Genomic DNA, 11,987 nt, shown 5'->3' with positions numbered 1-11,987 from the left:
GGCGTTGGATCAGAGGTTCTTGAGAATCTCCCGCATCAAGGCGGCGGTCTCGGACGGCGTCTTGCCGACCTTGACCCCGGCGGCCTCGAGGGCCTCCTTCTTGCCCTGGGCGGTGCCCGCGCCGTCGGCGACGATCGCGCCGGCGTGGCCCATCGTCTTGCCCTCGGGAGCGGTGAAGCCGGCGACGTACCCGACGACGGGCTTGGTGACGTGCTCCTTGATGTACGCCGCGGCCTTCTCCTCCGCGTCGCCACCGATCTCGCCGATCATCACGATCGCCTTGGTCTCGGGGTCCGCCTCGAACGCCGCGAGGGCGTCGATGTGGGTGGTCCCGATGATCGGGTCGCCGCCGATGCCGATGGCGGTCGAGAAGCCGTAGTCCTTCAGCTCGAACATCATCTGGTAGGTCAGCGTGCCCGACTTCGACACCAGGCCGACCGGGCCCTTGCCAGCGATGGTCGCCGGGGTGATGCCCGCGAGCGCCTCGCCCGGGGTGATGATTCCGGGACAGTTCGGGCCGATGATGCGGGTGCTCTTGCCCTGGGCGTAGGCCCAGAACTCGGCGCTGTCCTGCACCGGCACGCCCTCGGTGATGATCACCAGCAGGCCGATCTCGGCGTCGATGGCCTCGATCACGGCGTCCTTGGTGAACGCCGGGGGCACGAAGGCGACCGACACGTCGGCGCCGGTCTCCTTGATCGCCTCGGCGACCGAGCCGAAGACGGGCAGCTCGACGTCGTTGCCGTCCGCGTCCTGGTGGGTCACGGTCGTGCCGGCCTTGCGGGCGTTGACGCCGCCGACGACGTTGGTCCCCGCCTTGAGCATCAGGCGGGTGTGCTTGGTGCCCTCGCCGCCGGTGATGCCCTGGACGATGACCTTGGAGTCCTTGTTCAGGAAGATCGACATGTTCAGACCCCTGCCTTGTTCGCGAGCTCGGCGGCCTTGTCGGCCGCGCCGTCCATGGTGTCCACCAGCGTCACCAGCGGGTGGTTGGCCTCCGCGAGGATGCGGCGGCCCTCCTCCACGTTGTTGCCGTCGAGGCGTACGACGAGGGGCTTGCTCGCCTCGTCGCCGAGGATCTCGAGGGCGCCGACGATGCCGTTGGCCACCGCGTCGCAGGACGTGATGCCGCCGAAGACGTTCACGAACACGCTCTTGACCTGCGGGTCGTTGAGGATGACGTCGAGGCCGTCGGCCATCACCTGGGCGGACGCACCGCCACCGATGTCGAGGAAGTTGGCGGGCTTGACCCCGCCGTGCGCCTCACCGGCGTACGCGACCACGTCGAGCGTCGACATGACCAGGCCGGCGCCGTTGCCGATGATGCCCACTGCACCGTCGAGCTTGACGTAGTTGAGCCCCTTCTCCTTGGCCTTCGCCTCGAGCGGGTCGGCGGCGGCCTTGTCCTCGAACTCGGCGTGCTCGGGGTGACGGAACTCGGCGTTCTCGTCCAGCGAGACCTTGCCGTCGAGCGCCTCGAGCTTGTCACCGGCCAGACGGGCCAGCGGGTTCACCTCGACGAGCGTGGCGTCCTCCTCGACGAAGACCTTCCACAGGGCGAGGACCGTCTGGACGGCCTGCTCCGTGAGGGCCTCGGGGAAGGCCGCCTCGGCGACGATCTCGCGGGCCTTGGCCTCGTCGACACCAATGCCGGCGTCGATCGGGATCTGCTTGACGGCGTCGGGGTTGGTCTTCGCGACCTCCTCGATCTCGACACCGCCCTCGACGCTCGCGATGCAGAGGTAGCGCCGGTTGGCACGGTCGAGCAGGAAGGAGAAGTAGTACTCCTCCTCGATGCTCGCGGCCGGGGCGATCAGGACCCGGTTGACGGTGAGGCCCTTGATCTCCATGCCGAGGATCGCGGTCGCGTGCTGCTCGGCCTCGTCCGGGGTCTTGGCGAGCTTGACGCCGCCGGCCTTGCCGCGACCGCCGGCCTTGACCTGCGCCTTGACCACGCACACGCCGAGCTGCTCAGCGGCGGCTCGGGCCTCGGCGGGGGTGTTGGCGACGATGCCGGGGGTGCCCGGCACGCCATGCTTGGCGAAGAGCTCCTTCGCCTGGAATTCCATCAGATCCACAGATCCACCAAGTCCTCGTTGTCGGAGCGGGCAGGCGCGCGAGACGACCGCCACACGCTCGGGGTGTCTGTCGCACCTTAGACGGCTCGATGGAGTACGACGAGGGCGCGGGGACGTGACGTCCGGCACGGGCCGGGCTCAGTCAGAGCGCTCCGACGACTCTTCGGCGAAGTGTTCGGCCACCCAGCCGCTGATCTCACCGGTGGTGGCGCCCGGGGTGAAGACCTTGGCGACGCCGAGCTCCTCGAGGACCGGGATGTCCTCCTCCGGGATGATCCCGCCGCCGAAGATGACGATGTCGGAGGCGTCGCGCTCGGCGAGCAGCTCGACGAGCCGGCGGAAGAGCGTCATGTGGGCACCGGAGAGCACCGAGAGCCCGATCAGGTCGGCGTCCTCCTGGATCGCCGTCTCCACGATCTGCTCCGGAGTCTGGTGCAGACCGGTGTAGACCACTTCGTGGCCGGCATCGCGCAGGGCGCGGGCCACGATCTTGGCCCCTCGGTCGTGACCGTCCAGGCCCGGCTTGCCGACGACGATGCGGATCCGTCGCGCCGGTGAGGTAGTCATGCTGCGAGGCTAACCCCAGGCATGAGTCTCCACACTTCTCGGTAAGTCAGGTAAAGAAACCAACCAGGTGGTTTCGAGGGGGACCGAACGGCCGATGTCACTTCTGGGCCGACTCGTGAGAGAGTCGACCCCGACGAAAATCGTCCACAAAGATCTGAGCCCGGTGTCCCGGCGCCGTGATCAATCCGTTACAGTCCAACCTCGCCGTCTGAACCCCGAGCAGCGGAGAAGCAAACGTATGGGTAACCACCGAGCGGAACGTCGCGGCCACGGCCGCCGTCCCTCGGACCCCCCGACCCCAGTGGCCGGGAAGCGTCGCGCAGAGAAGCCCGGCCGCCGGTCCGCCCCGCCCTCTGCAACCCCCGTAGCCGCCGTCCTCCGCGAGGACGAGGAGACCCAGGTCCTGCCGGTCACGGTGTACCCGCCGCCCGAGCTCGCGGAGCGCCCGGTCGTCTACCAGACGTCGCGCATCGGCGGCGTCCGCGCCGCGCACACGCCGCGCACCGGTCCGTCGACGGCCGGCGCTCGCCGTAGCTCCTCCCGCGGTCCGCTCTTCCGCGGGCTCCCCGGCGCCCCGGTCATGCTCGGCCTCGCCGCTCTCGCGATCTCGGCCGGTGGCGCCCTGACCGCCGCCGGCGGGCTCGACAGCGACGAGACCCCCCGGTTCAGCCAGGCCAGCGCCCTCACCGGCGCCAGCAGCATCGGCAGCGTCAGCCTCCTGGACCGACGCACCGTCAGCCGCGACTCCCGCCGCGACGCGCTCGCCGACACCGCGGACGACAAGCTGGTGGACCAGGCCGAGGCGCAGAGCAAGCAACGCGACGCCGCCCTCGCGAAGTACGCCGACGAGATCGAGCAGCAGGCCGCCAAGCTCAAGCTCAACCGGTGGGTCCTACCGGTCTCCGGCTACCACCTCACCGCCCGTTTCGGTGACTCGAGCGGCCTCTGGTCGCACTACCACACGGGCCTGGACTTCGCTGCGCCCAGCGGCACCACCATCCACGCGGTCGCCAACGGCGTGGTGACCTCCGTCGGCTACGACGGCGCGTACGGCAACAAGACGGTGATCACCCTCGATGACGGCACCGAGCTCTGGTACTGCCACCAGACCTCCTACTCCGTCAGCGTCGGCCAGAAGGTCAGCGGCGGCGACGCCATCGGGTTCGTCGGATCGACCGGCAATGTGACCGGTCCGCACCTGCACCTCGAGGTGCGTCCCGGCGGCGGCGACCCGGTCGACCCGTACGCCGCGCTCGTGGTGCACGGGTTGCAGCCCTGACGGAGCCGCTGTCGGCGGCGAAGCCGTCGATCGCGACTCCGGTAGGGCTATCGGTGGTCGAGCAGCCTCCGCGCCTGAGGAACGAAGGCGCGAAGAGCGTGTCGAGACCCGGTGAGGTGCGCGCCCACGGTGATGCCGGCCTTCGGGCTGCTTCTCGACTTTCGGGGGTTTCGAGACGGGCCTAGCGGCCCTCCTCAACCACCGAGACGACGGGCCTAGCGGCCCTCCTCAACCACCGAGACGACGGGCCCAGTGGCCCTCCTCAACCACCGGCGGACAGCACCCATCCGGCTCCGCGGAGCGGGGACGCCCGGGAAGCGTAAAGCGAGGCGTGGCGCCGCCGCGGACCAGCACCACGACGTACCCAACCGGCGACACGGCGAGCCCAGCGAACCGGGCGTTCCCGCGCAGCGGGGACGCCCGGTTACAGCTTCTCGACCGGCGCGTAGCGGAGCAGCAGGCGCTTGACGCCCTCGGACCCGAAGTCGATCGAGGCGACCGTCTTCTCCCCCACGCCCTCGAGGGCGACGACCGTGCCCATGCCGAACGAGTCGTGCAGCACCCGGTCCCCGGGCTCGAGGCTCGGGATCTCCCGGGCCGGCTTGGCCCGGGCGGCCGCGTCGGCGCGGACGGCGGCGGCAGAGAAGTTGCGCCGGCCCGCCGCGGTCGGCGCGCCGAGCCGGGCCGCCGAGCCACTCGCGAGGTCGGGCCGGGACCACTGGGTCTGTGCCGCCTCGGTGCGGCGCCAGTCGACCAGGTCGACCGGCAGCTCGTCGAGGAACCGGGAGCCGGGGTTGTGCGACGGCGCTCCCCAGGCCGAGCGCACGACCGCGCGAGAGATGTAGAGCCGCTCGCGGGCGCGGGTGACGCCGACGTACGCCAGCCGGCGCTCCTCCTCGAGCTCGGTCTGGTCACCCAGGGCCCGGGAGTGCGGGAAGACACCGTCCTCGAGGCCGGTCAGGAACACGACCGGGAACTCCAGGCCCTTGGCGGTGTGCAGCGTCATCAGCGTGACCACCCCCTGGTCGTCGGGGTCGTCGTCGGGGAGCTGGTCGGTGTCGGCCACGAGGGCGACCCGCTCCAGGAAGTCGCCCAGGCCCGGAGCGACGATGCCGGCCTCGACGTCCGTCGGATCCGCGGACGGGCCGGCCAGCGGGTCCTCGGCGAACTCCCGGGCGACGGCGACGAGCTCGGCGAGGTTCTCCAGCCGGGTCTCGTCCTGCGGGTCGTCGCTCTCCTCGAGCGAGGTCAGGTAGCCGGACCGGGCCAGCACACTCTCCAGTACGACGTCGGCGCGCTCGCCGGCGTCGACCATCGACTGCAGCTCCTCGACCATCGCGACGAAGCCCTGGATCGCGGACATCGACCGGGTGGCGAGGCCGGGCGCCTCGTCGGCGCGCCGCAGGGCCTCCCAGAACGTCGTCCGGTCGCGGTCGGCGAGCGCCTGCACGCAGGCGACCGCGCGGTCGCCGATGCCACGCTTCGGGGTGTTCAGGATCCGGCGCAGGGACACCTGGTCGGCCGGGTTGACCAGCATCCGCAGGTATGCCAGCGCGTCGCGCACCTCGCGGCGCTCGTAGAAGCGCACCCCGCCGACGACCTTGTAGGGCTGACCGGTGCGGATGAACACCTCCTCGAACACCCGGGACTGGGCGTTGGTCCGGTAGAAGACCGCCATGTCGCCGGGCCGGAGCTGGCCCTCGTCGGTGAGCTTGTCGATCTCCTCGGACACGAACCGGGCCTCGTCGCGCTCGTCGTCGGCGACGTACCCGACGATCCGCTCGCCGTCGCCGGCGTCCGACCACAGCCGCTTCTCCTTGCGGCCCTTGTTGTGACCGATCACCGCGTTGGCGGCGTTGAGGATCGTCTGCGTGGAGCGGTAGTTCTGCTCCAGCAGGATCGAGGTGGCGTTGGGGAAGTCCTGCTCGAAGTCGAGGATGTTGCGGATGTTGGCGCCCCGGAACGCGTAGATCGACTGATCGGCGTCGCCGACGACCATCAGCTCCGCGGGCTCGACTCGCTCGGAATCGTCGATGTCCTCAGGATTGTCGGCGCAGAGCTGGTGGATCAGCGCGTACTGCGCGTGGTTGGTGTCCTGGTACTCGTCGACGAGCACGTGCCGGAACCGCCGCCGGTAGGTCTCGCGCACCTCCGGGAACGTCTGCAGGACGTGGACGGTGCCCATGATCAGGTCGTCGAAGTCGAGGGCGTTGGCCTCACGGAGCCGGCGTTGGTACGTCGCGTAGACGGCGGCGTACGTCTCCTCGAGGTTGTTGCGCGCGTCCTTGGCGGCGTCCTCGGGGTCGCGCAGCTCGTTCTTCTGGTTGGAGACCCAGTGCAGCATCGCGCCGGGCTGGAAGCGCTTCGGGTCGAGATCGAGGTCGTTGCAGACCAGCGTCATCAGCCGCTTCTGGTCGGCGGCGTCGTAGATGGAGAAGTTGGACTTGTAGCCCAGCTTGTCCGACTCCTTGCGCAGGATGCGCACGCACGCGGAGTGGAAGGTCGACACCCACATGATCCGCGCGCGCTTGCCGACCAGGTCCTCGACCCGCTCCTTCATCTCGGCCGCGGCCTTGTTGGTGAAGGTGATCGCGAGGATCGAGCCGGGGTGCGCCCGGCGCTCGGAGATCAGCCACGCGATCCGCCGGGTGAGCACCCGGGTCTTGCCGGATCCGGCGCCGGCGACCACGAGCAGCGGCGCCCCGTCGTGCATCACGGCGGCGCGCTGCGGTTCGTTCAGTCCCTCGAGGAGCTCGTCACGGCTCGGACCCCTGCGCGGCGGCGGATCGGAGGGCGCGACGGACTCGAGGCCGGGTAGCGGGATCGACGTACTCATCTCCGCCCAGCCTACGTTCGACCACCCCCGGTGGCCGAACGTAGGTCAGGCCCGTCTCACGCCGCGACGACGAGCGAGAGCGACCCGGTGCCGTAGCCCGTGATCTCGAGGTCCACGTCCTCGCGCGCGGCGACCTGCGCCGCGATGCTGAGGAGGTTCGCGGGCACCGGCGAAGAGGGCGGGTAGGCGTCCGCGAGACGCAGGTGCTCGCCCATCGCGTCACCGAACGGCGCCGCGAGCACGTTGCAGATCTCGTAGGCGTTCTCGAACAGGTTGGGCGGGAGCACCCGGTCCTCCTCGGCCGCCTCGACAGCGCCCTTGGGGATCAGTGCGAGCGCCGCACCGCTGCGCGCGGCCAGGCCGAAGCTCATCACGGCGACGGCGCGCAGGTGGCCGTAGTCGTCGACGTACGACGCGACCACCGGCTTGGGGATGCCGATGTCGACCGGTAGGCCGTCGGTGATGGCGATCTCGCGGCCGAGCAGTCCCTCGAACAGGTCCTTGATCTCCTTGCGACCGGGAAGCACGGCGGCCTCAGCCCAGCATCTCGGAGAGCGCGGACTCGAAGTGCTCGGCGGTGAACGGCTTCGCGATGAGGAACATGGCGCCGGCCGTGGCGGCCGTCGCGCGCATGTCCTCGGAGCCCTCCGACGTCACGAAGCCGAACGGGACCGTGTTGCCGCTGCCACGCAGCGCACGGAGCAGCTCGATGCCCGTCTTGTTCGGCATGTTCCAGTCCGAGAGGACCAGGTCGGGCGCCTCGGCGGCGACCTTGTCCAGGGCCTCGGCGCCGTCCACTGCCTCCACGAAGTCATGGTGGCCGAAGCCGGCCTGACGCATGGTCCGCAGCACGATCTGACGCATGACCTTGCTGTCATCGGCGATGAGGATCTTCATGATGTTCCCTTCTTGCTCGGTACTACTGTGGTGCTGGGTCTGGGGGCAGTACGACGCTCAGGCCGCATCCGGGACGATCTGGACGTAGACCGGGGCGTCGCCCCACGAGACGACGAACGACTCGTCGCGCGCCGGGGCTCCGGTGGTCTCGGAGACGCCTGGCAGGCCGAGCGCCCAGGTGCCGACGAGAGCGCCCTTGACGCTGCCGCCGACGACGTTGAGGACTTCGCCCACGGCGTCGTGGATGTCGAGCTCGGGCAGCTCTTCCTCGGGACCGAGGCCGAGCATCGCACCGGCGATCTGGGTGGCGACGTCGCTGTCGCAGGTGAGGACGAGACGACCGTTCCAGTCACCGCGCAGCTCGATCTGCGCCTGAACGCCGGTCTCGAAGTCGGCGGCCCGGTCGGACGGCCAGGCCTCGGCGGTCGCGAAGAGCATGGAGCCCCAGACCTGCTCGATGGCCGCCAGGACGAGCGCCTGGTCGGGCGCGCTTGAGATGGTCATGTCAGACCTCCGTCGAGGTTCGGAGGAGACCGAGCAGGTCGAGCTTCTCCAGCATGGCCTCACCCGTGAACGGCTTGATGAGGTATTCGTGGGCGCCGGCCGCCAGCGCTCGTACGATCCGGTCCGACTCGCTCTCGGTGGTCACCATCATCAGCGTGATGGAGCGCCACTCGGGCCGCTTGCGGACCTCGGTGATGAACGTCAGACCGTCCATCACCGGCATGTTCCAGTCGACACAGGCCAGGTCCGGAGCACCGTCGAGCCCCTCCAGCACCGTGAGTGCCTCTTGGCCGTCGCCGGCCTCCAGGACCTCGAAGCCCGCGTCCCCGAGGATGCGGCCGACGATCCGACGCATCGCTCGGGAGTCGTCGACAATCAAAGCACGCATGTGCGTTGTTCCTCTCTGATCCGATACACCGAAGACCGTCCTGCCGGGACGCGCTCCCACGCGTCGTCCACGCCCATCGTCATCTCGGCCGCCCCCAGGAAGAGGTGGCCGTCAGGGACCATCACCTGGCGGACGCGCTTGAGCACGTCGCGCTTCGTGGGCAGGTCGAAGTAGATGAGCACGTTGCGGAGGAACACCACGTCGAACCGGCCCATCGGCGGGAACGGCCGGGTCAGGTTCAGCTGACGGAAGTCCACACGTTCTCTGATCGACTGGTTGATCCGCCAGTTGAGGCCGGCGCGCTCGAAATGCCGGACCAGGGTCGTCGCCGGCAGGCCGCGGTTGACCTCCAGCTGGGAGTACTCGCCCTTGCGGGACCGGGTGAGCATCTCCTCCGACAGGTCGGTGGCGACGAGCTCGATCTTCCAGCCGGCCAGCTCGGGCGTGTCCAACGCGGTCATGATGATGCTGTACGGCTCCTGGCCGCTCGAGCAGGCGCCGGCCCAGATCCGCAGGGTGCGGTTGGTCCTGGTCTTCGCCAACGCCGGGAAGACGGCCTGCCGCAGGGCCGTGAAGGGGTCCGAGTCGCGGAACCACGAGGTCTCGTTGGTGGTCAACGCCTCGACGACCAGCTTCAACGCCGCAGGAGTACGGCGCTTGGACAGGTCGGCGACGTACGCGTCGACGTCGGGGTGGCCGGCCGCGCGGGCCAGCGGCACGAGCCGGGACTCCACGAGGTACTCCTTGCCCGTGTCGAGCACGATCGCACTCTCGGCGCGGACGAGCTCGCGGACGAAGGTGAAGGCCTGGGGACTGATGGTCACCGTGCACCTCCTGCTACTGCGCTGTTCATGGCGTTGCTGAGGGAGCCGCCCACGTGCGGGTGCACGAGACGGCGAGAGATCTCTGCGGGAAGGTCGCCGAGAGGCAGCACGAGCTCGGCGAGACCGGCGTTGGCCACCGCACCCGGCATGCCCCAGACCACGGCGCTGTGCTGGTCCTGGGCCAGTACGGCGCCGCCGCGGTCGACGATGTTGCGCGAGCCCTTGGCACCGTCGGCGCCCATGCCCGTGAGCACGACGCCGAGCACCGAGCCACCGACTGCGGCGGCAGCGCTGCGGAACAGCACGTCGACCGCTGGGCGGCAGTAGTTCTCGGGCGGATCCTGGGTGAGTCGGGTGACCAGGCCGCGCGTGTCGGAGACGACCTCGAGGTGGAACTCACCGGGAGCGATGCAGACGGTGCCCGGTCGAAGGACCTGTCCGTGCGCGGCTTCGGTCACCTCGACGTCGAGCTGACGGTTGAGGCGAGCAGCGAACTGGGTGGTGAACAGGGGCGGCATGTGCTGGACGACCGCGATCGGCACGGGCAGCGGCGGCAGCGCCGCGAGCAGCGTGCTCAGCGCCTCCGGTCCGCCGGTCGAGGCACCGATGACGAGAAGCCGGTGCCCACCCTGGGGCCGAGCGACCGGCCTCCGCAGCGTCACGGGTGCCGGACGCGGCGGCAGCACGCCGCCGACAACGCTGGCGAGCCCGGGGCGTGGGACGAGGGACTTGATGCGCGGGATCAGGGCCTCGCGGACCTGCTCCATCGAGCGGCCCACGCTGCCGACGTTCGCCGGCTTCGGGACGTAGTCGGAGGCCCCGGCGGCCAGCGCGTCCAGCGTGGCCTCGGCGCCCCGCTCGGTCAGCGTGCTGAACATGATGACCGGGATGCGGCTGCCGGACTGCCGCAGGCTGCGCACGGTCTCGATGCCGTTGAGCTCGGGCATCTCGACGTCCATCGTGACCAGGTCGGGCTTGAGCAGCGCGATCTTCTGCAGGCCCGCTCGGCCGTTCACGGCCGTGCCGACGACCTCGATGTCGGGATCCTCGGCGAGCAGGTCGGAGACCAGCTTGCGGATCACGACAGAGTCGTCGACTACGAGCACCCGGATCCGGGCCATGCTCTGCACCTACTTCTGGGTCCTCGCCACTGCACCGGCCCTTGCGGCCGGCGAAGTTCTCATCGGCCGTGGCCCGATGGACCTGAGCGGCGTGAGGAGAGAAGAACAGCGAAAGGAGTGACGTGGTCAGGACCGGTCGTAGACGGCACGCCACGGACGCAGCAGCACATCGGCGTCGTCGGCGGACAGCAGGTCGCTCACGGTGCTCGCCTGGACCACACCGGACCAGGCGTTCCACACGCCGTACGACGCGTCGCGGGCTCCGAAGTCGGCCCGCTGGAACGCGATGACGGCGGCCAGCTGGGCGTCGCAGGCGACCCGGAGCCGGTCGGCCAGGGACAGCGCCCAGGTCGCCTGGTGCATGGCCGGAGCCCACTGGGCGGTGTGGGCCCGCAGCTCGTCGACCACCCGACGCCAGGTCGCGCGCACCTCGGCGTCCGCGCCGGCGAGGGTCGCCAGACGGGCGTCGACGTCGGGCAGCCCCAGCGAGATCTCGTCGTGCTCGTCGGCGGCAGCGAGTCCGGCTCGCACGAACGGGCCGGCCATCGCGCGACGCAGCTCGGCCGGAAGGTCCTCGCGCAGGTAGGCACTGGTCGCGGCGTCCGTGAGCACGTCGGCGGCGAGCGAGGCCACCGGGTCCTGGACGGCGATGGAGCCGCTGTGCAGCCAGGTCCAGTCGAGGAGATCCCGGCGAAGCAGTCGGTCGAGTGCCCGGGCATCGCCGAGCAGGCTGGTCTCGAGCCGGCGGAGCAGCGCGGTCTCCCCCGCCGCCGCCTCCTCGAGCGCGGCGCCGGCCAGAGGCAGCGCGTCGCTCATCGCCGGCGTACCGGTGGCGGGCTCGGCGCACGCCCGGCGCCACTCCTCGCGGTCGCCAGCACCTGGGTGACAGTCCGCGAGCCGTTCCAGGTCGTCGGGACCTGCGGCCAGGGCCACCCGCAGCACGTCGGCCACCTGGTGCCCACCGGGTAGGCGGGCGAGGTCGAAGCCGAGGGCAGGCCCACCGATCACGGTGTACGCCACTGGCTCGCTCCCGTCCCTCACGACCGAAAATGCTATCGACCCCGTCCGGGATCACGAGACCGGACGGGGTCGATGGTAGCCCGAGGGCTCTGGTGCTGGTCAGGGTCTTGCGGGACCCTTGTCGGCGCCTTGTCGCTGTCTTGCTCCCCAGATCAGTCCTGGTGGAACCGGGAGATCTCGACCCGGAGCGTGGCCGCCATCTGGGCGAGCTCGCCGATGGCGGACAGCGTCTGGTTCACGGCCTGGGTGGTGGTGACGGCGGCAGTGGCGACCCCGTTGATGTTGGTGGCGATCTCGCCGGACCCGGTCGAGGCCTCGGCGACGTTGCGCGACATCTCGTTGGTGGTCGCGGTCTGCTCCTCGACCGCCGAGGCGATGGTGAGCTGGTAGTCGTTGATCGAGCCGATGATCGTGGAGATCTCGCCGATCGCCTCGACGGCACCGGTGGTGTCGCCCTGGATGGCCTCGACCCG

General features: G+C 70.1%; 12 protein-coding genes and 1 pseudogene. 1 reads left to right on the top strand and 12 read right to left on the bottom strand.

The features are described 5' to 3' along the window. Positions 1 to 9 precede the first annotated feature (9 nt). The 3 genes from sucD to ABEA33_RS08845 form a co-directional block, all read right to left on the bottom strand. Positions 10 to 906, bottom strand: coding sequence for a succinate--CoA ligase subunit alpha (gene sucD / locus ABEA33_RS08855; protein WP_345526395.1), 897 nt, complete (start codon positions 904 to 906; stop codon positions 10 to 12). A 2-nt stretch (positions 907 to 908) separates the two neighbouring features. Beyond that, positions 909 to 2,078: an ADP-forming succinate--CoA ligase subunit beta gene (gene sucC / locus ABEA33_RS08850; RefSeq protein WP_345526394.1), complete on the bottom strand. Its 1,170-nt coding sequence runs from the start codon at positions 2,076 to 2,078 to the stop codon at positions 909 to 911. Positions 2,079 to 2,216: 138 nt separating this feature from the next. Beyond that, entirely contained in the window at positions 2,217 to 2,645 is a 429-nt protein-coding gene (locus ABEA33_RS08845) for a cobalamin B12-binding domain-containing protein (RefSeq protein WP_345526393.1), read from the bottom strand. A 238-nt stretch (positions 2,646 to 2,883) separates the two neighbouring features. Between ABEA33_RS08845 and ABEA33_RS08840 the strand changes: the two genes are divergently transcribed. Then, positions 2,884 to 3,924, top strand: coding sequence for a M23 family metallopeptidase (locus ABEA33_RS08840; protein ID WP_345526392.1), 1,041 nt, complete (start codon positions 2,884 to 2,886; stop codon positions 3,922 to 3,924). 424 nt (positions 3,925 to 4,348) lie between these two features. On the opposite strand, the gene pcrA is transcribed toward ABEA33_RS08840, so the two are convergent. The 9 genes and pseudogenes from pcrA to ABEA33_RS08795 all read right to left on the bottom strand — a co-directional run. Next, the gene (gene pcrA / locus ABEA33_RS08835; RefSeq protein WP_345526391.1) at positions 4,349 to 6,760 is read right to left on the bottom strand and encodes a DNA helicase PcrA; all 2,412 of its coding nucleotides are present in this window, start codon (positions 6,758 to 6,760) and stop codon (positions 4,349 to 4,351) included. 56 nt (positions 6,761 to 6,816) lie between these two features. Next, a complete protein-coding gene (locus tag ABEA33_RS08830; RefSeq protein WP_345526390.1) occupies positions 6,817 to 7,287 on the bottom strand; it encodes a hypothetical protein in 471 nt (156 codons plus the stop codon). 7 nt (positions 7,288 to 7,294) lie between these two features. Next, a complete protein-coding gene (locus tag ABEA33_RS08825; protein ID WP_345526389.1) occupies positions 7,295 to 7,657 on the bottom strand; it encodes a response regulator in 363 nt (120 codons plus the stop codon). Between the two features lie 57 nt (positions 7,658 to 7,714). Then, the gene (locus ABEA33_RS08820; protein WP_345526388.1) at positions 7,715 to 8,161 is read right to left on the bottom strand and encodes a chemotaxis protein CheX; all 447 of its coding nucleotides are present in this window, start codon (positions 8,159 to 8,161) and stop codon (positions 7,715 to 7,717) included. 1 nt (position 8,162) lies between these two features. Further along, entirely contained in the window at positions 8,163 to 8,549 is a 387-nt protein-coding gene (locus tag ABEA33_RS08815; RefSeq protein WP_345526387.1) for a response regulator, read from the bottom strand. Beyond that, complete coding sequence (locus ABEA33_RS08810) at positions 8,537 to 9,373, bottom strand: CheR family methyltransferase (RefSeq protein WP_345526386.1); 837 nt, start codon at positions 9,371 to 9,373, stop codon at positions 8,537 to 8,539. Before ABEA33_RS08810 ends, ABEA33_RS08815 begins: the two co-directional genes overlap by 13 nt. Then, positions 9,370 to 10,494: a protein-glutamate methylesterase/protein-glutamine glutaminase gene (locus tag ABEA33_RS08805; RefSeq protein ID WP_345526385.1), complete on the bottom strand. Its 1,125-nt coding sequence runs from the start codon at positions 10,492 to 10,494 to the stop codon at positions 9,370 to 9,372. The genes ABEA33_RS08810 and ABEA33_RS08805 overlap by 4 nt, the downstream gene beginning before the upstream one ends. A gap of 126 nt (positions 10,495 to 10,620) precedes the next feature. Further along, positions 10,621 to 11,535, bottom strand: a complete 915-nt coding sequence (locus ABEA33_RS08800; protein ID WP_345526384.1) for a hypothetical protein — start codon at positions 11,533 to 11,535, stop codon at positions 10,621 to 10,623. Between the two features lie 131 nt (positions 11,536 to 11,666). Next, positions 11,667 to 11,987, bottom strand: a pseudogene (locus tag ABEA33_RS08795) (methyl-accepting chemotaxis protein); the annotation flags it as partial.

The organism is Nocardioides endophyticus, assembly GCF_039543845.1.
Lineage (GTDB): Bacteria > Actinomycetota > Actinomycetes > Propionibacteriales > Nocardioidaceae > Nocardioides > Nocardioides endophyticus.
The sequence above is the reverse complement of the archived record's forward strand: the minus strand, read 5'-3'. Positions and strand labels throughout refer to the sequence as shown.